The sequence below is a fragment of the Tateyamaria sp. Alg231-49 genome (genome assembly GCF_900143535.1).
GTDB lineage: Bacteria > Pseudomonadota > Alphaproteobacteria > Rhodobacterales > Rhodobacteraceae > Tateyamaria.
Genome location: NZ_FRFA01000001.1, coordinates 184,218 through 208,278, shown reverse-complemented (window position 1 = coordinate 208,278; position 24,061 = coordinate 184,218). Strand labels below are relative to the sequence as shown.

The following is a 24,061-nucleotide window of genomic DNA, read 5'->3' as shown; positions in this document are numbered from 1 at the left end:
CATGACACTGAACTTTAGTCCTGGAGATCTTGTCCGCGCCCGTGGCCGGGAATGGGTTTCTCTTCCTGCGCCACGCCCCGACGTACTCGCCCTTCGCCCCCTTTCTGGCAATGAAAGCGATGTCGTCATCCTTGACCCGTCGCTGGAGCTATCCACTGTTGAAGCGGCTAGGTTTGACCTCCCGGACGACGCAAAGCCCACGGTGCAGGCCAAGGCCGCACTCCTTGTTGATGCGCTCCGACTGACCCTGCGACGTGGTGCGGGTCCGTTTCGATCCGCAGCTCAACTTGCCTTTGAGCCGAGAACTTACCAGTTAGTTCCTCTCCTTATGGCCCTTCGGCTTCAGGTGCCTCGTCTTCTAATCGCTGATGATGTCGGGATTGGCAAAACAATCGAAGCAGGCTTGATCTTGCGTGAATTAATGGATCGAGGTGAGGTCGATGCTTTCTCGGTTCTTTGCCCACCGCACCTCGTTGATCAGTGGATTATTGAACTGAAGGACCGCTTCGGAATAGATGCCGTTCCGGTAACTTCAGGCACAGCAGCTCGCCTCGAACGCAATTTGCCAACGGCTCAAACGTTATTTGATTCCTATCCGTTCACCGTTGTCAGCCTCGACTACATCAAAGCAGAAAAGCGCAGGGAAAGTTTTGCGCGGGCTTGTCCTGATTTCATTATTGTCGACGAAGCGCATTCCTGTGTTGGAACGCACAAAGGCAAACAGCAACGCTTTGGATTACTTCAAGGACTCGCGCGAGACCCCGAACGACGGGTTATTATGCTTACGGCCACGCCGCACTCTGGTGATGAAGTTGCTTTCGGGCGTTTGTTATCATTGATCGACCAAGAGTTCGCTTCGATGGACTTCGAAAGTGCGCGATATCGGGAGCGTCTTGCTCGGCACTATGTGCAACGTCGGCGGGTAGATTTGATTGAGGGTGATTGGCACGAAGACCGATCTTTCCCAAAGCACGAAACGACCGAGTTCTCCTACCGTCTATCCGCTGAACACTTGGCATTCCAAGAAACTGTTTTGGACTACTGCCTATCTGTCGTCTCAAAGGCAGGCGAACAGAAGAAGGATCAGCGGCTGGCATTTTGGGGGACCCTAGCCTTGATGCGCTGTGTAGGGTCTTCCCCAGCGGCGGCACATAGCGCGCTCCGAAATCGCGCGTCCAATGAAGCAGAACGCCTCGAGCCACAAATCTACGACGAAGATGGTGACGACGAGGATGCCGTTGACGTAGAGCCAAACACGACATTCGCGGATGATCCAGCTTTGCAAGCCCTGTTGGATCAGGCGTCTGACCTTCTGACGGCAAAGGACCCAAAACTCGATGCGCTTGTCGGAGCGCTTAAACCAGTGATCAAGAGCGGCGCGAACCCAGTGGTTTTTTGCCGATATCTAGCAACAGCCGAGCACGTGAAGAATGGGCTGCGTAAGGCCTTTCCAAAGCTGATTATCGAGTCAGTTACTGGTGAATTGACACCGGACGAACGTAGGGATCGCGTCTCAGAAATGGCTCTGGAGGACAGCGAAAAAGCCGTTCAGCGTATTTTGGTCGCGACAGACTGCCTATCAGAAGGGATCAACCTTCAGCAGCTCTTCGACACGGTCGTGCACTATGACCTGTCATGGAATCCAACACGGCATCAGCAACGTGAAGGTCGCGTGGACCGATTTGGTCAGCCTGCAGAACTGGTTCGTTCCATAATGATGTTCTCACCCGATAGCGCGATCGATGGCGCTGTACTCGACGTCATCCTGCGCAAGGCTGAAGAGATCAGAAAGGCCACTGGCGTCACAGTTCCTCTGCCAGACGAGCGTGGGCCGGTCACGGATGCGCTGATGGCCGCGATGATGCTCCGTCGCGGCGGACACAAACAAATGACGCTCGATCTGCGTTTGGATGACGGCACGCAAGTCATGGAGGCGCGCTGGCGCGATGCCAGTGAAAACGAAAAGAAATCTCGGGCTCGTTTTGCTCAAAACGCGATGAAACCAGCGGAGGTCGCGCCTGAATGGAACAAGGTCAAGAGCTTGCTTGGCTCCCCGGAGGACACTCGCTTGTTCGTTGAGCGAGCAATGTCGCGCTTCGGTGTGCCACTTGAAAAGAAGCGCACTGTTTACGTCGCTCACGTTCACGCCCTTCAGGAAAGTCTAAAGGAAAAACTTGAACAGCGCGGTCTCGAGAAGTCGGTGAAACTTGCCACGGCGGAACCTGCGCCCTCAGGTACATCTTTGCTGACAAGGACGCACCCTCTAACAGCCTCACTTGCGGAGAGCCTTGTGGAAGCCTCCTTGGACGCAGAGGCTCTTCCCGACCTCGGTATCGGACGAGTTGGGGCTTGGCCGACCAGTGCGGTTACCGCGATGACCCGCGTGGTCCTTCTGCGCAACCGCTATAAGCTTACGATCCACTCCCGCAAGGAACGGCTTTTGCTCGCCGAAGAAGCTGCGCTGGTAGCCATTCGCGGTGACACCATTGTGGCAGTTTCTGATGAAGCGCGGGAAATGATGAACACACCTGCGACGGCCGATCTGGCACCGATAGCAAGGGAACGGGTCATCAAGAACGCGCAGGCAGATTTGCCGGAGCTTCTCACCGGACGTCTGGCTTCGTTCGTGACTGAACGCGCGGCGGAGCTTGTGGAAGACCATGCACGTTTGCGTGCGGCTGCCGGTTCAGTTTCGCGCGTGAGCGTAGAAGCTGTTCATCCGCCTGACGTCATTGGTTTGTTCGTATTGATGGCGGGCGAGGTTTAATCATGGCCCGAAAACCAACTACCGACATGTCGGCATGGCCGTCGCTGAACCTCGAAGGCAACTTGATCGCGCCAGCGATGATAGCCAAGGTGGATCAGCGAGACGCGCCTGAGCAATCCCCCGAGGACTACTCCGTCCGAAAAGGCCTATCGATCCGAGAAGAAGTTTCGACAGCATTCCGTGTTGGACAATCGCATTTCGACGCCTTCGCCAAACTCGAGGCTCCATCACAAGATGCAACTCGCAGATTTGTAGCTGGCTTCTTCAAAGAAACATTCAGCTTCGATGATCTCGAGACAGCAGATGCACCGCTCGCATTTACCGCAAGTAGCCGCGTTCCAATCGTGGTCGTACCCCCGTCCGAAGCTATAGACCGCCGAAGCCCGACGTTGTCGGTCGACCGCGCACGCTCCCCGGCTTTCGCCCTTCAAGACTACCTCAACGACAAGGAAGAGGCATTGTGGGGCATTGTCACCAACGGCACCCATCTTCGCCTCATGCGGGACAACGCCTCGCTGACCCGCCCGGCCTATATTGAGGCGGACCTCGCGCAAATCTTCTCGAACGAGGACATCGCATCGTTCGCCGTCCTCTGGTTGCTGATCCACAGGTCCCGTTTCGGGACAGAGGGTTCACCGGCCACAGATTGCGCTCTTGAGCGCTGGAGAGACACGGGCTCGAAAGAGGGCGAAGTTGCCCGGGATCGCCTTGCCGAGCAGGTCCAGATCGCGCTCAAAGTGCTTGGTTCCGGATTTCTCGAAGCCAACCCCGACCTCGCCACCAAGCTGAAATCCGGCGAAGTGAACCTCACCCAATGGTTCAACGAACTCCTGCGGCTCGTCTATCGCCTGATTTTCCTCATGGTGGCGGAGGACCGAAACCTTCTACACCCAACCAAGGCAAAGAACGACGCCCGCGCCCTCTACGCCCAAGGTTACTCACTCGCGGCCCTGCGCAAGCAATGCTACCGCGCCGTGACCTGGGATAAGCACCACGACCGATATGAAGGTGTAAAGATCGTCTTCAACGCCCTTGCCAATGGCCAGGACGCGCTGGCGCTCCCGGCGCTCGGGGGTCTCTTTGCTGAAGGCCGATTACCTCATCTTGAATCTGCCCGTCTTCGCAACAAGGCCTTCATGGAGGCGCTCTACCGCCTCTCCTGGCTCTCAGACAAAACCGGCATGGTCCCCGTCAACTGGCGCGCGATGGAGACGGAGGAGCTGGGCTCGGTCTACGAATCCCTCCTCGAACTGCAGCCCCAGCTGGGCGACGACGGCAAGACGCTCGTCTTCGCTTCAGAGGCGGCCGAGCAGAAGGGCAACCAGCGCAAGACCACCGGCTCCTATTACACGCCCGACAGCCTCGTTCAGGCGCTGCTCGACACCGCGCTCGACCCGGTGCTCGACAAGACCGAACCGGACAAGCTGCTGAAGCTGACAGTCATCGACCCCGCCTGCGGCTCGGGCCACTTCCTGCTAGCCGCCGCCCGCCGCATCGCCACGCGCCTTGCCCGCCACCGGGCCGAGGGCACGCCAGCGCTATCCGACTTCCGCCATGCCCTGCGCGATGTTGCGCGCTCCTGCCTGCACGGGGTGGACCGCAACCCGATGGCGGTGGAGCTGACCAAGGTCGCGCTCTGGATCGAGACGGTGGACCCCGGTCTTCCCCTCGGCTTTTTCGACGCGCAGATCCGCTGCGGCGATGCGCTGCTGGGGGTGTTCGACCTGAAGGTGCTGGAGGATGGCATCCCCGATGCCGCCTACAAGCCGCTGACCGGCGACGACAGAGACACGGCCAAATACTACAAAAAGGCCAATCAGGACGCGACGAAGGGGCAAGGCGGGTTCGACTTTGGGACAGGCCAGGTCGCCATGCCCGAGATGAAGCCGATGGCGCTGGATTTCTCCGGCTTTCGTGATCTGCCCGAGGATACGGTGGAGCAGATCGGGGCCAAGGCCAAAAGGTTCAGGGAACTGCGCAAGAAGCAGGGCTTTGTGCGGGCGACGGCAGCGGCGAACCTCTATGTCGCGGCCTTCCTGCTGCCCAAGGTGGGCGGCGCGCCCGCCGGTCCTTCGGCCCGCGCTGTGCCGACCACCGAAGAACTGTGGATGGCCCTCAATCAGGGCAAGATGCGGCAGGCAATGGTGGACGCACCCAAGGCAGCGCGCCGCGCTCGGGCGTTCCACTGGCCACTGGAATTTCCTGATGTCATGCAGCGCGGTGGGTTTGATGTAGTGCTCGGCAATCCGCCTTGGGAGCGCATCAAGCTTCAGGAGCAGGAGTTCTTCGCGACACGCTCTCCCGAGATTGCCAATGCCCAGAACAAAGCTGCAAGAGACAGGCTGATTAAGGAACTGGCCAAAGCGCCTGATGGTTGCCCAGAATCCGCACTGTACAGCGCGTTCCTTGCTGCCAAGCGCGAAGCTGACGCATCCAGTGAATTTGCACGTATGGCCGGCGAAGACGGTGGGCGCTTTGATTTGACTGGCCGGGGTGACGTAAACACCTATGCCCTTTTTGCAGAGTTATTTTCAAAACTCGCTCGAAAACGGGCGGGGATAATCGTGCCCACTGGCATAGCCACGGACGCCACAACGGCGCCCTTTTTTGCACATCTTGTGGAAGAACAGCGGCTGGCTCAGCTTGTCGATTTCGACAATCGTTTACCACTCTTTTCGAGTGTCCATCGGATGTTCAAGTTCTCTCTACTGACAATCGGCAAGAGTGAATCGAAGGCACACTTTGCTTTCTTTTTGAGCGAGCCAGCGCAACTAGCCGAACCAGAGCGCAATTTTACACTTAGCGCCGAACAGATTTCTGCCATCAATCCGAATACCAATACGGCTCCAGTGTTCCGCTCCCGCGTTGATGCGGAGCTGACAGCAAAGGTTTATTCCAAAGTGCCTGTGCTGATTGACCAGGCACTTGGTCCGGAGGGGAACCTTTGGGGCGCGGATTTCCATTCGCGCATCTGGCATATGTCCGAGGATTCGGAATGGTTCAAAACAGCAGACGAATTAATTTCAGATGACTATGTTGCTGATGGTGTTGATTGGACTAAGGCCAACTCGGCTAGATATGTGCCGCTTTACGAAGCAAAGATGATCCACCATTTTGATCATCGTTGGGCTACATATGACCTTGGCGGAAAATCATCTACAGACGTTTCGATCGACCAAAAACGCACCCATGCTTTTGAGCCAGTCGCACGATACTGGTTACCAGAAAAAGAAGCCAAGCGACGATTGTCTCAAAACAACTGGGAAAAGGATTGGCTGCTTGGATGGCGAGATATAACAAATGCAACTAACGAGCGCACAGTCATCGCCTCTGTATTTCCGCGTGCGGGAAGTGGCGATACACTGCTATTAATTTTTCCACGCCCTGAAAAAACCGCGTTGATCACAGGTTTAATCGGTAACTTTGCGAGCTTCGTGTTGGACTACATTGCTCGTCAAAAAGTGGGCGGAACTCACCTAAAATTCAATGTATTCTTCCAGTTACCAATACTACCGCCAAATTTTTACACTGAACCTCGCCTCGCCTTCATCACCCCGAAGGTGCTGGAACTCACCTACACCTCGCACAGCCTCGCCCCCTTCGCCCGCGATCTCGGCCATGACGGCCCGCCTTTCGCCTGGGACGAGGACCGCCGCGCCGACCTGCGCGCCGATCTCGACGCCTTCTACGCCCGCGCCTACGGCCTGACCCGCGACGAGCTGCGCTACATCCTCGACCCCGCCGACGTGAAAGGGCCCGACTACCCCTCGGAAACCTTCCGCGTCCTGAAGGAAAAGGAAATCCGCACCCACGGCGAATACCGCACCCGCCGCCTCGTCCTCGCCGCCTGGGACCGGATGGAGGCGAACGACGAATTCAAGGCCATGGGGATGTGATGATAGACACGCCCCAATCATTCATCATTCGCCAGGAATGCGACAAAGCATCATCCCAGAACGGGTTCCGCCGAGAACAAGGCGAGGCAGATGGTTGGCGTCGCTATGGTTCGACCACGGCGCAAGGCTCGATCTGGCTTGCCCGTGATGACACCGGAGTTTGGTTCCTCTCTTTGGACCACAGCGGGGTAGTGGCAGAGCTGGGAATCGAGCCGATACTATTGGATGGCCCCGGTCTGGCACGCTACAGCTTCGCATCGCTAACAGAGCTCTACAGCGTGCTGCCGCGTGTCTATCAACTCGCTGCCAGTTTGCCCGACGCGCCGTTGCGCGAGTTCCAGGAAAAATCCAAGGACCTGCCTCGCACGACAGAAGCTGAGCGCCTTGTTGTCCAGCGAGTTGGACAGGAGGTCTTCCGCAATGGTCTCATCGACTACTGGCAGGGTCGATGTCCGCTAACCGGCATTTCCGACACCGCGCTTCTTCGAGCCTCCCACATCATCCCGTGGAAGGACTGCACTTCTGACGGAGAGCGTCTCGATGTCCACAACGGCCTGCTGCTTTCCGCATTGTGGGATGCCGCTTTCGATCGCGGACTGGTCACATTTGGTGATGATGGTTTGCCTGTCTTCTCGACCGTGCTGAGTACATCAGCAGTTGAAGAGCTGCGATGGGCCAATCCAATTTTGCTAACGGACAAGCACCGAGAACGGCTGGCGCACCACCGAAAAGAGATATTCCAAGCCAGCTAGTGGTGGCCTTTGGGCCTATCGCCATGTTGCAGAGATGTTGCAGAAAACAAAAAGCCGCCCAATGGGCGGCTTGTTACTCTCTTGTTATCTAAGAGAGGTTTTGGCTCCGGCGGTAGGGATCGAACCTACGACCAATTGATTAACAGCCTATTGGTGAAATTGCCGTGCCTCAAAGGGGAACGCGAATCCCCTAATCATTTCTTGTGACGGTCCTGATCTACCAGGTTAACGACGCCGAAAGTCTTCTGCTTAAGATCATCGGGTTCTTCGCTTCAAAAGTTTTATGGTGGGCTTTATGGTGGGTTTCGAAATCTTATCGCCGCACAAATTGTTGATTTAAATAATAAAATAATTTGTTTGTGGCGGAGACGAAGGGATTCGAACCCTCGAGACGATTCCTCGCCTACTCCCTTAGCAGGGGAGCGCCTTCGACCACTCGGCCACGTCTCCGCTGGCGGGTTTATGCTCCAAGACTCTGAATAACAAGCACTTTTTTCCCGGCACGCCGCACTTAAACTAAGCACCTGTTTTCGTTGGCTTTCGTTGGTTTGCAGGTGTTTTGCGTCAGGCTTTAACGGCGGACATTCACCGCTTCGCCGACAGTTCGCAGTTTTCAGTCTTTCGACCGCACACAAAGCAGAGTGGCGCCAAACAAAGGCAAAACTGTTCGCCTTGATCGCTCTGTTAAGTACCGAAAAAACGGTTCAGGCGCCAACCTGCACGAATGTTGCGGGTTCTCTTACGACTTGCGACGGCGCCACAGCAGGCTTTGGCTTTTGCTGAGGTAAGGGCACTGAATAACGCACTTTATCCGCCAGATCATGGCCAAACCGGGCCATCAGGGCGTTGCCCAATGAGCGGTTTTTTCGCATAGCACAGCGCAGTTTATGTGCATCCCACTCGGCATAAATCGCACCTTTGGGGGCAACCACTGTCGCGCTTGCCACTCCACCCTGCAACAGCATGATTTCCCCAACAAATGCAGGTCCTTTGGCGGTGTAACTGACGCCTTGCTTCTCTACCGTGTAGGTGGGCGCATTGATGAAGAACAAAGCGTTACTGGCCTCGCCTTCTTGCAGCAGGACACTGCGGCGGTCCGCGATCCGCCAGCGTGCCCGCCGGTTCACCCAGCGGAACTGCCCCGGAGACAAGGTCATGAACTGCTCAAACACCCTTCGGTCAGTTTTGGTCATGAACAGGATTGAGCGTTCAAACACGATGATGATGATCAAAGATGCGTTGATCACAACCAACACTGTGTTGGTCATCACCGCCCCCCAGATCGACGGGGATTGCAACACGTAAAACACAATATCGCAGAACGTGCCGATGATCATCAGCACCCGCAGCATCAACTCGTCCCGCACCAAAAATCCAGCGGAGCGGAAGAACAGGCCTAAAAATATCAGTGCAATGTAGGGGTTATCAAACATGAAGTGCCAATCAGATCAAATTATGACCCAGATCCTAGCACTTGCTGCCCACTCGTCAGAGTAGTGAATTCCTGACCTTTGAGCGCCTTATGTGTTGAAAAGGAAGTGGAGCACGTCCCCGTCCTTGACCGTATACCCTTTGCCTTCTGCACGCATTTTGCCTGCATCCTTGGCCGGTTGCTCGCCGCCCAAGGTGACAAAATCATCGTAAGAAATCGTCTCGGCCCGGATAAACCCTTTTTCAAAGTCCCCGTGGATCACGCCGGCGGCCTTGGGCGCTGACGTACCCGTCTTGATGGTCCATGCGCGGGCCTCTTTGGGGCCGACGGTGAAATACGTTTCAAGGTGCAAAAGCGCGTATCCAGCTTGGATCAACCGGTCGAGCCCGGCCTCGCTTAGGCCCATCTCTTCGAGGAACATCTGCGCCTCGTCCGGTTCCAGCTGGCTGATCTCTTCTTCGATCTGGGCTGAAATCACCACATGTGCATTGCCCTGTGCTGCTGCCATCTCGGCCACAGCCGCGGAATGGGCGTTGCCGTCTGCGGCCTCGGATTCTCCGACATTGCAGACGTAAAGCACAGGCTTGGTGGTCAGCAGTTGCAACATGGTCCAGGCTTTGCGGTCATCCTCATCCACCTCGACCAAACGGGCTGGCTTGCCGTCTTCGAGGGATTCCAAAGCGGCCTGCATCAGCCGTTCCTGCTGGACCGCTTCCTTGTCGCCTCCGCGCACCTTGCGCACGATATTTTGCAAGCGTTTTTCGATGCTTTCGATGTCGGCCAGCATCAGTTCCGTCTCGATGGTCTCGGCATCTGCCACAGGGTCGACGCGGCCTTCGACATGGGTGACATCACCGTCTTCAAAACAGCGCAGCACATGGGCGATGGCATCAACCTCGCGAATGTTGGCCAGAAACTGGTTGCCCAGGCCTTCACCTTTGGATGCGCCTTTGACGAGGCCCGCAATATCGACAAAGGTCATACGGGTTGGAATGATGGATTTCGACGCCGCGATTGCCGCGAGCTTGTCCAGCCGGTCATCCGGCACAGCGACCTCACCGACATTAGGTTCGATCGTGCAAAACGGAAAGTTCGCAGCCTGCGCCGCTGCCGTTTTGGTCAGTGCATTAAAAAGTGTCGATTTTCCCACATTGGGAAGACCCACGATGCCCATCTTGAAACCCATGTCAGCGCCTCTTGTCCATTTCGCGCTGTCCTAGGGGGTCTGATGGGTCAAGACAAGTCCCTGCGGTCCCGCCGATCCTCGCGCGCATGAAAGATCAGGAACCAGGCCAGAAGGATAAACATCGGATGGGTAAGCCCACCCGAAAAAATCAACGCAGGCACCCAGATCAGGAACACCACGATTGCAAGGATAGGCCGACCCGTCAGTAGGATGGACAGCGGCGGTAGCAGGATAGCAAGTATATAGTTCATGAACGCGATATAGGTGCGCCTGTATCGTGATGGGAGGGGGCGGATGAACTTTGACCGCGCAACGCAATTGATTTTGCCGCATTGATTTCCCCGCACCTTTTGGGCATTGCGTGCACCAACACCACCAAAGGGAGCCGGGTGATGAGCCGCATTGATGCCAAATTTGCCGAGTTGAACGCGGCTGGGAAAAAAGCCTTCGTATCTTATGTGATGGCGGGTGATCCGGATTACGACCGATCCCTCGAGATCGTCAAAGGATTGCCTGCGGCCGGTGTGGACATCATCGAACTGGGCCTGCCGTTCACCGACCCCATGGCAGATGGGCCAACAATCCAGCTTGCCGGGCAACGCGCGCTCGAGGCCGGTATGACGTTGGAACGCACGCTTGAATTGGCCCGTGCATTCCGAGCGGAAGACGACACAACCCCAATCGTCCTGATGGGCTACTACAACCCGATTTATTCGCGGGGCGTCGACAAGTTCCTCGTTGACGCCAAGGCCGCCGGGATCGACGGATTGATCGTGGTGGACTTGCCCCCGGAAGAAGACAGCGAACTGTGCATCCCGGCGCAGGCCGCTGGCCTCAACTTTATCCGGCTTGCCACGCCCACAACAGATGACAAACGTTTGCCGACCGTGCTGCAGAACACGTCTGGCTTTGTCTACTATGTTTCGATCACGGGGATCACTGGCGCGGCCGAGGCTGAGGCCACCGATGTGGGCCCCGAAGTCGCGCGGATCAAAAGTGCGACGGATCTGCCCGTGATTGTCGGCTTCGGGATCAACACACCCGAGAAATCCCGCGCCATTGCGACTGTTGCAGATGGGGCCGTCGTCGGATCAGCGATTGTCAGCCGGATTGGCGCCGGAGACAGCCCAGACGATGTGCTGGCTTTTGTGAAAACTTTGTCGGATGGCGCGCACGCCGCTTAGACCCGCGCCTCTTCCACCAACGCAATCGCCGCCGCCACAGCCGCGTCGATCCCAAGTTGCGACGTGTCCAGCACATCGGCCCCCTGGGCCGGTTTCAACGGTGCCGCACTGCGTTCACTGTCGCGGCGGTCACGCTCAACAACATCTGCCAAAACGGCGGCGTATGTGGTGTCCTGCCCGCGCGCGATCAACTCGTCATACCGACGTTGGGCGCGCACCTCTGGTGTGGCGGTGACAAACATCTTCACCTCCGCCTGCGGGCAGATCACCGTGCAGATGTCGCGCCCGTCCAGCACCGCACCCCCTGCCCGTCTGGCAAAGGCACGCTGAAAATCGAGTAATGCGGCACGCACCTCCGGGATGACCGCCACCTTGCTGGCCTCTTGCGCCACGGCAGCGGTGCGCAAAGTTGGGTTCTCCAAAGCTCTGGCTTCCAGATTGCGGGCGGCCTCAACAGGATCTGCGCCGCCAAGGACCTCAGCCCCAACCGCACGGTAAAGCAGGCCAGTATCCAGATGCGCCAACCCAAACCGCTCAGCGACCGCGCGCCCAATTGTGCCCTTGCCCGCTGCCGCTGGCCCGTCGATGGCCACGGTAAAAGGTTGCGTGCTGTTCATCAGGTCCGGCGTACTTTTGCGCCAAGCCCCGCCATCAGCGGTTCGAAAATCGGAAAGGAGGTCGCAATCGGCCCACCATCATCCACCGACATCGGTTTCTGCGTGGCCATGCCCATCACAAGGAAAGACATCGCGATGCGGTGATCAAGGTGGCTGGCGCAAGTCACGCCGCCCGGCACATTACCGTGACCAAGACCCAGAACAGTCCACCAGTCCGGCCCATCCTCAACGCCTACGCCAGCTGCGCGCAGCCCATCGGCCATCGCTGCGATACGGTCACTTTCCTTGACGCGCAGTTCTTTGACTCCCGGCATATGCGTCTCACCTTTGGCAAAGGATGCAACGACAGACAGCACGGGATATTCATCAATCATGCTAGCCGCGCGCTCTGGCGGCACTTCGATGCCGTGCAGGTCAGGCGAAAAGCGGGCGCGCAGATCGGCGACAGGCTCACCGCCTTCGAGCCGCTCGTTCTCATAAGTCAGGTCAGCACCCATCTCGCGCAGCGTTGTGAACAGGCCAGCGCGGGTCGGGTTCAATCCAATGGTCGGCACCACAACGTCCGATCCCGGCACAATCAGCGCCGCACAGACTGGAAAGGCGGCCGACGAGGGATCTCGGGGTACATCAATATGCTGCGGGCGCAACTCGGGGCGCCCTTTGAGGGTGATCACACGCCCCTCATCCGTCACTTCGGTGCTGATTTCGGCCCCAAAGCCAGCCAGCATCCGCTCGGTATGATCGCGCGTCGCCTCGGCTTCGATCACAACAGTCTCACCGGGCGCATTGAGGCCCGCCAACAAGACCGCAGATTTCACCTGCGCTGATGGCACAGGAACAGTGTAGTGCGCGGGAACCGGATCAGCAGCACCAACAAGCGTCATGGGCAAACGCCCACCGCTACGACCAACAGCCTCACAGCCAAACAGGGCAAGCGGATCAGTCACACGGGCCATGGGACGCTTGTTCAGGCTCGCGTCGCCAGTAAACGTGACAGATATAGGCGAGGTTGCCATCGCCCCCATGATCAGACGCACGCCAGTGCCAGAGTTGCCGCAATCAATGACCTGATCCGGCTCAGCAAACCCACCAACACCCACTCCATGCACAGACCACTTGCCACCGCCCAGATCGGTGACCTCAGCGCCAAAGGCACGCATCGCGCGGGCGGTGTCCAACACATCCTGCCCTTCCAGCAAACCGGTGATCGTGGTTTCACCCACGGCCATGGCCCCAAGAATAAGGGAGCGGTGTGAAATCGATTTGTCCCCGGGAACATCCGCGCGGCCCGACAAAGGGCCACTGGCGGCAGAGGTCATTGGGATTGGGTCACCGTGGCTGGACATGTTTGCGCTCGCACTTGCAGATTTTCGGCACACCTACCCGCCTGCGCGTGGCCCGTCCAGACCAGCGCAGCCCTTGTAGGGGTTTCTTCTGACGAAAAATACCACGGGGGTCCGGGGGCTGGCCCCCGTGGCGCGGAGCTATCCCAGCCGGCGAAAGGTCAGATAATGTGGCACGCGACCCTCACGCAGCGCCTTTTGCTCGTAGCGGGTGCTGATCCAATCATCCCAAGATTCGCGCCAGTCGCCCGGGCGCTCTGCCAGCCACTCAAACCCAGCCTTGGGCACTTCTTCCAGGGTCTGGCGCACATAGTCGGGAATATCGGTCGCCACGCGCAATACAGCGTCGGGCTTCATAACACGGGCCAAAGGCTCCAGATGCTCTGGCGTAACAAAGCGTCGGCGGTGGTGGCGTGCTTTGGGCCAAGGATCGGGATACAGCAGAAAGGCGCGCGCGATGCTTGCAGGGGGCAAGACATCCATCAAATCGCGCGCATCCCCGGGATGCACGGCAAGATTATCAACGCCCGCGCGCCGGATCTTGCCCAGCAGCATCGCGACACCATTGATGTAAGGTTCCGCCCCAATGATGCCGACGCCCGGGTTCTGCGCGGCCTGATGCACCAGATGCTCACCGCCACCAAAGCCAACCTCCAGCCAAACCGGGCGATCCCCAAACAGGGCCTCAAGGTCCAACGGAACACGCTCGGGGTTGTCGTCCCACGACACGTCCCCCGGAGACAGCGCTGCAAGGTCCTCGGCAAGATAGGTCTTTTGGCTGTCTTTCAGGGTCTTGCCCTTGATGCGGCCATAAAAGTTGCGATGGGGGCGTTCAGTCATGGCGCGGCGTTTAGCGCGGTGGGCACAGCAGGGCAATGGGGCGCGTAAGCCTCAAGGATCGCGCACGGCATCCATCATTATGCGCAAATCCGTCAGAACCGGGCGGATAGCAAGCAACCGGTCGGTATCAAAGTCCGCAGCAAGGCGGGCAAATTCTGTCCCAAGAGCACTGATGGTCTGGCTGCGCAAATCGCGCCCTGCTTGGGTCAGCCACACCCGTTTTGACCGGCCATCCTTGGGATTGGGCCGCAACTCGACCAACCCATGCGCCTCAAGACCCTTTAGTGTGTAGGTCATTGAGGTTTTTGGCACCTGAAATGCACGGGCCATATCGACGGGCGTGCGACCATCCTCGACCCGGCACAGATGGTTCAGAACTGTAAAATGCGGCGCAATCAGGCCATCGGGCAACCGCGCCTCAAGAATGGCGCGGCTCAGTTGTTCGATAATGCCAATCTCGTTGAACACTTCAAAGAAAACGGCAGGGTTCTGTTCAGGCATTCACAATCTTGCTTTCAATGGGCCAGCGCGGACTTTGACCCACGTCCGGGCCATAACCGATGCGCGCCAACATTTGCACGGTTCCACCGTCCGGCGCCAGTCGCGCGTGCAGATCGGAATAGATGTGTGCCATCTCGGGATATTCCTGCAAACCCTGACTCAAGGGCTGCATACCCAGACCCAGGCTCGTAGCGGCAAGGTTAAGGCGCAGCCAGTCCCGCCCTGCTGCGATCTGGTCGGCCCGCGTGTTGCCGGGCGTGACCTGCCACAGATGGCCCATGGCCGCATCCACATTTGCCATCACGGCAGCCAAGCCTTCGGAATAAGCCATCGAACCCTGATCCAACGCAATCTCACGGGTGAAAGTGCGCGTGATCGCCATGGCTTCGAACATCGGGCCTGTGAAATCTATGCCGTCGGGGTTGGCCGCAACTTCTCGACTGCCGATGCGAAACAGATCGACGCTTTCCTTGTAGGTGCGCGGCGTTTCGATCTCGATGCGCAAAGCCTCATGGGTGATCTCGCGCATCTGCCCGATGGACTCCGGATCAACCGATCCCATCACCTGTGTTCCGCCAGCACTGGCCAAAACCTCGTCCAGCGTGGACTGATCCACCGTCCGGGTCACATCAAACGGTTCCTTGAGTGACCGGCGCGCCATCACATGGGCAAATAAATCTGGTTCGGGGCTGGCACCACCCTCGACAAACCGGGCTACCGCCACGCGGCGTGCATCCAGTGCACTTGGGTCAGAACCATCTGGAAACAGGTCTAGTTCAACCCCATATCCCCGCTCAGCTGCGGCCAGCACCATCATCTCAAGAAAGCAGCCCAGCCCAATGCAAATCTGACGGCTGAACGGGTCGGTGTGCGGCAACAGGCGATCCGTATCAACACGCAGCGTCACCTCCCCTTCATCGCGCAAATCTACCTGCCACGGCTGGCGGTTATGCGGGTTGGGGGCGAGGATTGCGTAGCTCAGGGCGTGCATGCGCGGATCGGCATAGCCGCCGGCTGCCGCCCACGGCTCGTAGGCGGATGTGGGCATGCGTGTCACGCCATATGCGGCAACGCCGGTTGCGGCCAGAATTGTGCCTCCGCCTAGCAGGGCAAGTGTTTTGCGGCGGGATATGGTCATGGCTCTCTCCATTTTGTGCGATTTCGAACTATACGTCAAATATAATGCGATATCGCACCAAACAAGTGCAACTTTGTACTTTTTGAGCAGCTAGTAAAAGATGATTGAACCCAACACGCCAAATTGGTAATGAAACCTGACCAATATGCGAGGTTTGAGCGTGGCCAAAATCACCAACATCGAAGACTTGAAGCAGATCTACAAACGGCGCGTGCCCAAAATGTTCTATGACTACTGCGAATCCGGCAGCTGGACCGAACAAACCTTCCGCGAAAACAGCAGCGATTTTGATCAGGTCCGCCTGCGCCAGCGGGTCGCCGTCGACATGACGGGCCGCAGCACGGCCACCAAGATGATTGGGCAGGATGTTTCCATGCCCGTGGCTCTTGCGCCAGTGGGCTCAACCGGCATGCAACATGCAGATGGCGAAATTCTTGCGGCCAAGGCTGCCGAGGCCTTTGGGGTGCCCTTTACCCTATCGACGATGTCCGTCTGTTCCATCGAAGATGTGGCAGAAAACACCACAAAACCCTTCTGGTTTCAGCTCTATGCAATGAAGGACAAGGACTACACCAAGCGGGTGATCCAACGGGCCAAAGATGCAAAGTGCTCGGCCCTTGTCGTAACGCTGGATCTGCAAATCCTTGGACAACGCCACAAAGACCTCAAAAACGGGCTGTCTATCCCTATCCGCCCGACCATGGGCAACATTGTCGATCTGGCGACAAAATGGCGCTGGATTGCGGGCATGGCCAAAACCAAGCGCCATCAGTTCGGCAATATCGTTGGCCATATCGACGGGATCAGCGACATGTCATCGCTGGCCATCTGGGCATCCGAGAGTTTTGATCCCAAACTGAACTGGGAAGACGTCAAAGAAATCAAGAAGATGTGGGGCGGGCCTTTGATCCTCAAAGGCATCCTTGATGCGGATGACGCGAAAATGGCGCTGCAGGTCGGGGCGGACGCGATTATTGTGTCGAACCACGGCGGGCGGCAACTGGATGGGGCGTTGTCCTCGATCCGGGTTCTCCCGTCCATCATGGACGCCGTCGGCGACAAGATCGAAGTGCATCTCGACAGTGGTATCCGCTCGGGTCAGGACGTGCTCAAGGCCATCTCGATGGGTGCTAAGGGCACATATATCGGGCGCGCATTCATCTACGGTCTCGGGGCCATGGGACAGGAGGGTGTCACTTCAGCACTCAACGTGATCCACAAGGAACTCGACACCACTATGGCGCTCTGCGGGGAAACACAGGTCGAAGATCTGGGACGGCACAACCTGCTGGTACCCGAGGATTTCGACGGACGCTGGCGCCAGTAATTTAGTGCCGAAAAGACCACTCCAGCGGCTGCCTCTCGGGCAGTCGATGGCACGGTTAACGTTCTTCGACTGTCCGCCCCGCCAGCATCCGTGCCCAAAGCGGCAGCAACACCGCCGCGACGACCAACATGGTCGCCCCGATCACGTAGAACGAGGCGCGCAGGCCATAGCCTTCGGCCACATACCCCATAACAACAGGGCCAAGGAAAAAGGCGGCATACCCAAGCCCGGCCGCCTGAGAAATCGCCGCTAAACGATGACGCGGGGACACTGCCTGTCCCACCAGCCCAAGGGCCAGCGGTCCGACGACAGACACGCCAAGCCCACCCAGCAGAAACCCGGCATAGGCCGCCGGCAAAGTTGGAGCAGCACCGGCAAGCCCCAGGCCGATCCCGGCCATACATGAGGCGAGGATCATCACACGCATCGGGGGCCAGCCCGTGCCAAACAGATGCGCCCCAAGCCTCCCAACGGCCATCCCAGCAGCCAAAAGCGCAGGCCCCAACGCGCCCTGCGCCGGACCCCCGCCAAGGGTGCGTTCCACATGCAATGCCGACCAGCCTTCGGACGCGGCCTCACCCAGAAAGGCGGCCAGAACCACAAGGCCACCAACCCAGACCAATCCATAAGGCATGCCCGTGGCAGAAATCGCATCTTCGTCAGGCAGCTCGCGTTCAGGCAGTTTCATCCAGATCATAAGCGCAGCCACCACCACGCCCATGCCCACAAAGATCTCGAAAGGGCCAAAGCCTGCCTCGCGCGCCGCACCTACGCAAACCGCAGCCACCGCATAGGTCAGCGAAAACAGCCCATGGTTCAGGTTCATCAAACTGCGCCCAGTCTCGGATTCGGCCTCACTGACCTCAGCATTGGCCAGAACGTCGGCCACCCCGGATCCACCAGCAGCCAGAAACAAGGCAAAGACCACAAGCCAGGGCCCTTGCGCCAACCCGCTCAGAACAAAGCCCAGAATCATAAAAGAGATACCCGCGATGAGTGACCATGACCCGATCCAACGGTACACAAGTGGGGCCAGCCACATCGCCATCAACGCACCGGTCGATCCGATCAGGATCAGCGTGCCCCAGAACCCGTCGCCGACACCTACCTGAGCCTTAATCACAGGCATCTGGGCCGAGAAACTAGCCCAGCCAATGCCAATCACCGCAAAAGCGGCCAAAGCCCGGCGCGAGGCATAAAGATCATTCCATAAACGCATCACGCAGCGGTGCCACGTGGCCCCTGCCCCGTCCAGCGCAAATCGACGCGCATTTCGTACTTTTCAACCGGCTCAAACCGGTGTAAGCGGCGCACTTCACGCGGGGTGACAGCCTTGGAGGCATCCCGCCCTAACATTTGGAGAATTATCATGGCTGGAGAGATTCCTGATCTCGAAGCTCTGGAACGGACGGGGACAGGCAAGGGCGCCGCTCGTCAGGCACGCCGCGACGGCATGGTTCCAGGGATTGTATTTGGTGGCGACGTTGATCCGCTGCCCATCAATCTGCCCTTTAACAAACTGCTGAAAATGTTGCGCGCAGGCCGGTTCAAATCGACCCTGTTCAACATGAAAGTCGACGGCCACGACGACGTCCGCGTCATCTGCCGCGACGTACAGCGCGATGTGGTCAAAGACCTGCCCACACACGTGGACTTTATGCGCCTCAAGCGCACCACCAAAATCAACCTTTTCATCGGTGTTGATGTCGACGGCGAAGATGTTTCGCCCGGCCTGAAAAAAGGCGGTGTTCTGACACTGGTACGTCCCGAGGTGGAACTGGTTGTGACAGCGGGCGACATCCCCGAGTCGATCACGATTGACGTCTCCGAAGTCGAAATTGGCGACAGCATCACGATTTCTTCGGTCAAACTGCCCGAAGGCTCCAAGCCCACAATCGACCGCGACTTTGTCATTGCCAACATCTCGGCCCCATCGGGTCTGCGTTCGGCAGATGACGAAGCTGCAGAAGAAGGTGACGTGGACGCAGGCGACGTGCCAGCGACCGAGCAGACCGAAGACGCATAAGCGCGCTTCACCTGCTGACAAAAGACAAGGCCGCTCAGAAATGAGCGGCCTTTTTGGTTGGAAACACATCTCGCATTCCAGCATTGCCATATTCTAGCAAACTTGGTTCCCTTACCCAGCAAGGGGGGACCGCACGATGACCAAGAAAACGATCACCGTTCACGGCCAAGACATGGCCTATGTCGAGGAAGGTAGCGGAAAGCCTATCGTCTTGCTGCATGGCAACCCGACTTCATCCTATCTCTGGCGCGCCGTCATCCCCGAACTGACCTCTCTGGGCCGTTGTATTGCACCCGACCTGATTGGCATGGGCGACAGCGCGAAACTGCCCGATCCCCACATCGACACTTACACGTTTGCCACCCACAGTCGCTACCTCGCCGGGTTCATGGAGGCGATGGGGCTGGACAGCGACGTGCTGCTGGTCATCCACGATTGGGGGTCTGCGCTCGGCTTTGACTGGGCCAGCCACAACCCGGACGCCGTGCGCGGCATTGCCTACATGGAAGGGATCGTGCGGCCCATCGCGGATTGGGGGGAATTCTCGCCCGGTGGCACTCCGATTTTTCAAGGCCTGCGCTCGGATGCCGGCCCCGAGATGATCCTCGACAAAAACGTCTTTATCGAACGCATTTTACCTGGCTCGGTCCTCCGCGAGCTGACGGATGACGAGATGGACACATATCGGGTTCCATTCGAGGCGCGCAATGACCGTTGGCCAACACTCACGTGGCCGCGTCAGATTCCAATCGCGGGGGAACCAGCAGATGTGGTCGCGCGTGTGCAAGCCTACGGCGACTGGATGGCCAGCAACGACCTGCCCAAACTGTTTATCAACGCAGAGCCCGGAGCCATCCTGATCGGAGGGGTCCGCGAATTTTGCCGTACATGGCCCAATCAGACAGAGGTGACGGTCAAAGGCATCCACTTCATTCAGGAAGATTCCGGCCCCGAGATCGGGCAGGCGATTGCCAAATGGATGCGAGACATGTCGCTTTAATACGTTTCTAACTCTTGGCGACGCACACCACATTAAACATCCCATTTCTCGATAGAGTGCACAGCTTGTGCGCGCATTGTGCGCGGCATGTGCACTGGGCATTCCGTGTGTTTTTAGGGTGTTAACGCCGCCCACAGAGCCACTCGGAGTTTTCCCGGATATGCCGTTACGCGCACGGTCCTTGTTTGCACTTGCATGCCCCCTTATGCTGCAGGGCGGCATATAGGCAGGAGACCTCCATGAAACTGATCGTCGGCCTTGGCAATCCGGGTGCGAAATACGCTCGCAATCGGCACAACATTGGCTTTATGGCGCTGGATATGATCGCCTCCGATCACGGCTTTCCTGCATGGAAATCCAAACATCAGGGCGTTGTGTCCGAAGGGCGGTTCGGGTCTGACCGCGCCGTGCTGCTCAAGCCTGAAACCTATATGAACAAGTCCGGAGACTCCGTGGGTGCCGCGATGCGGTTTTACAAGTTGGAGCCTGAGGATATCATTGTTTTGCATGACGAAATCGACCTCGCCCCCGGCAAAGTCAAATGGAAAGTCGGCGGCGGGCACGCCGGGCACAACGGCCTGCGCTCGATCCACGCCCATATCGGTGCCGACTACGCCCGTGTGCGCCTTGGCGTCGGCCACCCGGGCCACAAGGATGCGGTACCGGGCTATGTTCTGCGCGACTTTCCCAAGGCCGACGCCGAGTGGCTGGACGACGTATTGCGAGGCTGTTCAGACGGTGCGCCGCATCTGGCAAAGGGAGATGGGTCAAAATTCATGAACGCCGTTGGTATGCGCCTCTCTCCTCCTCGGTCGGGCAACGCTGAGAAAAGCAAAGCAAACCCAAAAGCTTCCGCGGAAGAACCATCAGCCGAGCCAGACTCGCGCAGCACTTTGCAAAAGCTGCTGGACCGCTTTTCATGAGCCTGATCCAAGCCTTTCGGGACCAATCCGAAACATGTACCCGGATGGGCTCTCCATTGATGGGGCGGGTGTTGAGCATCCTTGCCGAACACTGGGATGCAACCACCGCACTGGGTCGGAAAATGGCAACCTATGAGGGGGATATCGGCCCTGCAGGTCACTCACTGCCTTTGCGTATCTGTGGTGGTTTGCACGCCCTTGTCCTGCAACAACGGGACGGTGCGCTGCTCGCAGCCTATCCGCCAAACACGGTCTCTGATGCAGCACTTGAAGACGCAGTACTAAACGCTCTGAAGTCACACGAAGACTTCCTGATCGACTGGACACAAAGCCCACCCCAAACCAACGAAGTGCGACGCAGCGCAGCCCTGATTGCCATGGCGCATGTGGCGCTGTCACACTTTGATCGTCCAATCGTCCTGTCCGAACTCGGGGCCAGCGGCGGATTGAACCTGATGTGGGACAAGTTCGCAGTGCAGACCAACACCACAACGCTAGGCCCCGAAGATGCTGTTCTGACACTAACCCCAGAGTGGAAAGGGAGCACGCCTCCTGCCGTTGTTCCAAGAGTTGTGAGCCGGCTAGGTGTGGACCTGAACCCATTGAATGCAAAGGATTCTGACGATCTTTTGCGCCTCACTGCATATTTGTGGGCAGATCAGCCGCACCGTCTGGCCCTTACCCAAGCGGCTGCAGGCGCAATGGAGGCCCAGGTCGAAAAAGGCGATGCAATCCAGTGGTTGGAGGCACGTCTTGCAACGGTTCCCGAAGGACACTTGCATATTATTCAACACACGGTCGCATGGCAGTACTTCCCCGGACCGGCCCAACGCAAGGGCACGGCCCTGATCGAAGCGGCAGGCGCGCGCGCGACCCCCGAGACCCCACTGGCGTGGATGCAAATGGAGACGGATGGCGACACGACAGGTGCGGTCGGCGCAGCCCTGACGCTCCGCCTTTGGCCGGGCGATGTAACACTGCATCTCGGGCGCGCAGATTTCCACGGACGATGGATCAACTGGACCGGTTAACCGTCAAAAGGCGATCCGTCGAAACAACACGTCAAACCAAGGATAAACCTCAGCACATGTTTTTATATGGGATCGTTTTGGCCGCTGTGGTGTTGATAACCATTGGGCTATTGATCGGAAACTGGAAGCGGGAAGAGATCAAACGCCTGCTCGTGGTCCACTCGCTGTTCAAAGAACACCGGATCGTTTCGAATTTCTCCAACATGGCGGTGGGTTTTCTCCACACAGAAATCCCCAAAGGCGATGGGCCTGTCAGCCCCCTGCCCCAAGGCTCCCCGATGACCATGCCGGCCAGCTATGCCCAATGGATCAAAGAGCACACGGTCACTTCCTTGCTGGTGCTCAAGAATGGTCAGATTGTGCATGAGGCCTATTACCACGGGACGTCTGCGGACGATTTGCGGATCAGCTGGTCCATCGCCAAAAGCTATCTGTCAGCGTTGTTCGGCATTCTGGTGCACGAGGGGGCGATCCCGTCCCTCGAAGAACCCGTCACAAAATACGCTCCCAGTCTCGCCGGAGGAGGCTATGACACCGCCACGATCCTCGACGTGCTGCAAATGTCGAGCGGCATCACCTTTGACGAAGATTATCTGGCGTATCACAGCGATATCAACAAGATGGGGCGGATCCTTGCCTTGGGCGGCACCATGGACGGTTTTGCCAAAGGGCTTCACGACACCTTTGCCGCGCCCGGAGAGACTTGGCAGTACACCTCCATCGACACGCATGTTCTTGGCATGGTCCTGCGCGGTGCCACTGGGCGCGACATCGTTGATTTGATGAGCGAAAAGGTGATCGCGCCGCTAGGGCTGGAACAGACGCCGATCTATCTGACGGACGGCGTCGGTGTCGAATTCGTGCTGGGCGGGCTCAACTTCACGACACGCGATTATGCGCGGTTCGGACAGATGATCCTGCAAAACGGCCACTGGCAGGGACAGCAGATCGTGCCTGCAGACTGGGTCGCGGCCTCGACCGGACTGCGCGTGCGTACCCCGCCAGATGAGATGGATTATGGGTATCAGTGGTGGATCCCCGAAGGCGCCACGCCCGGGCAGTTTACGGGACGTGGAATTTACGGTCAGTACCTCTACATTGACCAACCGTCGGGCGTGGTTATCGTGTGTACAGCGGCAGACCGACGCTTCCGCGAGGACGGCAGACCTCAACTCAACATCGACATGTTTCGCGAAATTGTCGCAGCAACGAAAGATTAAACGCAATGGATCCAGAGGACAGCATAAACGTTTTAGGCACCGATCTGACGGTCTGCGGGATGGACCCGGTCACTGGCTTTTTTCGTGACGGGCATTGCAACACGTGCGCGGCAGATCAAGGCAGCCATACGGTTTGCGCTGTCATGACGGCCGAGTTTCTCGCTTTTTCGAAATATGTCGGCAATGACCTCAGCACACCGCGTCCGGAATACAATTTTGCAGGGTTGAACCCCGGCGACAGCTGGTGCTTGTGCGCCGCTCGTTTCCTGCAGGCCCACGACGAGGGATGCGCGCCCAGGGTCAGCCTTGAGGCAACCCACCAACGCGCGTTGGATATCGTATCGCTTGAGGTTTTGGAGAAGTACGCAAGCCGAATGTGAAAAGCTGAACATCGGAACTTTAGACTACTCAGCGTTGGACTTAGGTTGCGCGTGAAATACCGTAGCCTTTTCAATTGGAACATTGTATTTTGGCGGCTTTTCCATGATAAGTTTGTATTTCTTTTCTACCATTTTTTTGAATTTCTTCTTCTGATCCAGAGTCAAGCCGGACACACCGACATCAATAGCCTTGCTCGTGCAGTGAAAAAAAGCCTTGCCAGAATCTGCCTTTTTTTAACCCAGTCAGTGAGCCACTTTCGTTCTTTCTCCGACAGGCTCGTTTCCTTTGGCATGTCTTTTTTGAACTCTTTTTTGAACGCCTTGGCGGTAGCTGGGTAGCCTTTAGGGCGGTCAGCAATGAACTTCACCTGGCTGGAAATCGCGCGTTTTTTTACTGAGTTAACCTTGAACTTGTTCTCGTCTATTCCTTTTTCTTCCTGCTTGAATTTTCCCATCATTTTCTTGACATCAGATTGAACGCCCATCTGAAAATCCTCC

Annotated in this window: 22 protein-coding genes and 2 tRNA genes; 11 read left to right on the top strand and 13 right to left on the bottom strand. The window is 57.7% G+C overall.

What is annotated here, in order from left to right; translation table 11 throughout:
• Position 1: 1 nt before the first annotated feature.
• The 3 genes from DHN60_RS00990 to DHN60_RS00980 are packed head-to-tail and all read left to right on the top strand — an operon-like array spanning position 2 to position 7,415.
• Entirely contained in the window at positions 2-2,767 is a 2,766-nt protein-coding gene (locus tag DHN60_RS00990; protein ID WP_108835403.1) for a DEAD/DEAH box helicase, read from the top strand.
• Between the two features lie 2 nt (positions 2,768-2,769).
• On the top strand, positions 2,770-6,663 hold the full coding sequence (locus DHN60_RS00985) for an N-6 DNA methylase (RefSeq protein WP_108835402.1): 3,894 nt from the start codon (positions 2,770-2,772) through the stop codon (positions 6,661-6,663).
• Positions 6,663-7,415: an HNH endonuclease gene (locus DHN60_RS00980; protein ID WP_108835401.1), complete on the top strand. Its 753-nt coding sequence runs from the start codon at positions 6,663-6,665 to the stop codon at positions 7,413-7,415. The genes DHN60_RS00985 and DHN60_RS00980 overlap by 1 nt, the downstream gene beginning before the upstream one ends.
• A 101-nt stretch (positions 7,416-7,516) precedes the next feature.
• Here the strand turns inward: DHN60_RS00980 and DHN60_RS22185 are convergent.
• From DHN60_RS22185 to DHN60_RS00960, 5 genes are all read right to left on the bottom strand, one after another.
• Positions 7,517-7,654, bottom strand: a tRNA-OTHER gene (locus tag DHN60_RS22185).
• A gap of 121 nt (positions 7,655-7,775) precedes the next feature.
• Positions 7,776-7,865: transfer RNA gene (locus DHN60_RS00975), tRNA-Ser, on the bottom strand.
• 254 nt (positions 7,866-8,119) lie between these two features.
• Entirely contained in the window at positions 8,120-8,848 is a 729-nt protein-coding gene (locus tag DHN60_RS22180; RefSeq protein WP_159089073.1) for a cyclic nucleotide-binding domain-containing protein, read from the bottom strand.
• Between the two features lie 87 nt (positions 8,849-8,935).
• A complete protein-coding gene (gene ychF, locus DHN60_RS00965; RefSeq protein ID WP_108835400.1) occupies positions 8,936-10,033 on the bottom strand; it encodes a redox-regulated ATPase YchF in 1,098 nt (365 codons plus the stop codon).
• 47 nt (positions 10,034-10,080) lie between these two features.
• Entirely contained in the window at positions 10,081-10,284 is a 204-nt protein-coding gene (locus tag DHN60_RS00960; RefSeq protein WP_108835875.1) for a hypothetical protein, read from the bottom strand.
• A gap of 141 nt (positions 10,285-10,425) precedes the next feature.
• Between DHN60_RS00960 and trpA the strand changes: the two genes are divergently transcribed.
• Positions 10,426-11,217, top strand: a complete 792-nt coding sequence (trpA, locus tag DHN60_RS00955; protein ID WP_108835399.1) for a tryptophan synthase subunit alpha — start codon at positions 10,426-10,428, stop codon at positions 11,215-11,217.
• On the opposite strand, the gene DHN60_RS00950 is transcribed toward trpA, so the two are convergent.
• The 5 genes from DHN60_RS00950 to DHN60_RS00930 all read right to left on the bottom strand — a co-directional run bounded on the left by DHN60_RS00950 (position 11,214) and on the right by DHN60_RS00930 (position 15,656).
• Positions 11,214-11,834, bottom strand: a complete 621-nt coding sequence (locus DHN60_RS00950) for a d(CMP) kinase (protein ID WP_108835398.1) — start codon at positions 11,832-11,834, stop codon at positions 11,214-11,216. The genes trpA and DHN60_RS00950 overlap by 4 nt on opposite strands.
• Positions 11,834-13,180 (bottom strand): 3-phosphoshikimate 1-carboxyvinyltransferase, encoded by a 1,347-nt coding sequence (gene aroA, locus DHN60_RS00945; RefSeq protein ID WP_108835397.1) that lies wholly within the window; start codon positions 13,178-13,180, stop codon positions 11,834-11,836. Before aroA ends, DHN60_RS00950 begins: the two co-directional genes overlap by 1 nt.
• A gap of 138 nt (positions 13,181-13,318) precedes the next feature.
• A complete protein-coding gene (locus DHN60_RS00940) occupies positions 13,319-14,017 on the bottom strand; it encodes a tRNA (guanosine(46)-N(7))-methyltransferase TrmB (RefSeq protein ID WP_108835396.1) in 699 nt (232 codons plus the stop codon).
• A 51-nt stretch (positions 14,018-14,068) separates the two neighbouring features.
• Positions 14,069-14,518, bottom strand: coding sequence for a MarR family winged helix-turn-helix transcriptional regulator (locus DHN60_RS00935; RefSeq protein WP_108835395.1), 450 nt, complete (start codon positions 14,516-14,518; stop codon positions 14,069-14,071).
• Positions 14,511-15,656 (bottom strand): twin-arginine translocation pathway signal protein, encoded by a 1,146-nt coding sequence (locus tag DHN60_RS00930; RefSeq protein WP_234423473.1) that lies wholly within the window; start codon positions 15,654-15,656, stop codon positions 14,511-14,513. Before DHN60_RS00930 ends, DHN60_RS00935 begins: the two co-directional genes overlap by 8 nt.
• Before the next feature lie 160 nt (positions 15,657-15,816).
• Here DHN60_RS00930 and DHN60_RS00925 point away from each other — a divergent pair, with 160 nt between their 5' ends.
• Entirely contained in the window at positions 15,817-16,983 is a 1,167-nt protein-coding gene (locus DHN60_RS00925; RefSeq protein ID WP_108835873.1) for an alpha-hydroxy acid oxidase, read from the top strand.
• A gap of 55 nt (positions 16,984-17,038) precedes the next feature.
• On the opposite strand, the gene DHN60_RS00920 is transcribed toward DHN60_RS00925, so the two are convergent.
• Together DHN60_RS00920 and DHN60_RS22175 are read right to left on the bottom strand one after the other, a co-directional pair.
• Positions 17,039-18,202 carry an MFS transporter gene (locus DHN60_RS00920; protein ID WP_159089072.1) on the bottom strand — a complete coding sequence of 388 codons (1,164 nt, stop codon included), beginning with the start codon at positions 18,200-18,202 and terminating at the stop codon, positions 17,039-17,041.
• The gene (locus DHN60_RS22175; protein WP_159089071.1) at positions 18,202-18,354 is read right to left on the bottom strand and encodes a hypothetical protein; all 153 of its coding nucleotides are present in this window, start codon (positions 18,352-18,354) and stop codon (positions 18,202-18,204) included. The genes DHN60_RS00920 and DHN60_RS22175 overlap by 1 nt, the downstream gene beginning before the upstream one ends.
• On the opposite strand from DHN60_RS22175, the gene DHN60_RS00915 reads away from it, so the two are divergent.
• The 6 genes from DHN60_RS00915 (at position 18,353) to DHN60_RS00890 (ending at position 23,563) form a co-directional block, all read left to right on the top strand.
• Positions 18,353-19,009 carry a 50S ribosomal protein L25/general stress protein Ctc gene (locus DHN60_RS00915; RefSeq protein ID WP_108835393.1) on the top strand — a complete coding sequence of 219 codons (657 nt, stop codon included), beginning with the start codon at positions 18,353-18,355 and terminating at the stop codon, positions 19,007-19,009. The genes DHN60_RS22175 and DHN60_RS00915 overlap by 2 nt on opposite strands.
• Before the next feature lie 136 nt (positions 19,010-19,145).
• Positions 19,146-20,009 carry a haloalkane dehalogenase gene (locus tag DHN60_RS00910; RefSeq protein WP_108835392.1) on the top strand — a complete coding sequence of 288 codons (864 nt, stop codon included), beginning with the start codon at positions 19,146-19,148 and terminating at the stop codon, positions 20,007-20,009.
• A gap of 239 nt (positions 20,010-20,248) precedes the next feature.
• On the top strand, positions 20,249-20,932 hold the full coding sequence (gene pth, locus DHN60_RS00905) for an aminoacyl-tRNA hydrolase (RefSeq protein ID WP_108835391.1): 684 nt from the start codon (positions 20,249-20,251) through the stop codon (positions 20,930-20,932).
• Positions 20,929-21,963: a DUF2332 domain-containing protein gene (locus DHN60_RS00900; RefSeq protein ID WP_108835390.1), complete on the top strand. Its 1,035-nt coding sequence runs from the start codon at positions 20,929-20,931 to the stop codon at positions 21,961-21,963. The genes pth and DHN60_RS00900 overlap by 4 nt, the downstream gene beginning before the upstream one ends.
• Before the next feature lie 56 nt (positions 21,964-22,019).
• Positions 22,020-23,183, top strand: a complete 1,164-nt coding sequence (locus DHN60_RS00895) for a serine hydrolase (protein ID WP_108835872.1) — start codon at positions 22,020-22,022, stop codon at positions 23,181-23,183.
• A gap of 5 nt (positions 23,184-23,188) precedes the next feature.
• Positions 23,189-23,563 carry a DUF2237 family protein gene (locus tag DHN60_RS00890; RefSeq protein ID WP_108835389.1) on the top strand — a complete coding sequence of 125 codons (375 nt, stop codon included), beginning with the start codon at positions 23,189-23,191 and terminating at the stop codon, positions 23,561-23,563.
• 161 nt (positions 23,564-23,724) lie between these two features.
• On the opposite strand, the gene DHN60_RS00885 is transcribed toward DHN60_RS00890, so the two are convergent.
• A complete protein-coding gene (locus DHN60_RS00885; RefSeq protein ID WP_108835388.1) occupies positions 23,725-24,048 on the bottom strand; it encodes a hypothetical protein in 324 nt (107 codons plus the stop codon).
• Positions 24,049-24,061 lie beyond the last annotated feature (13 nt).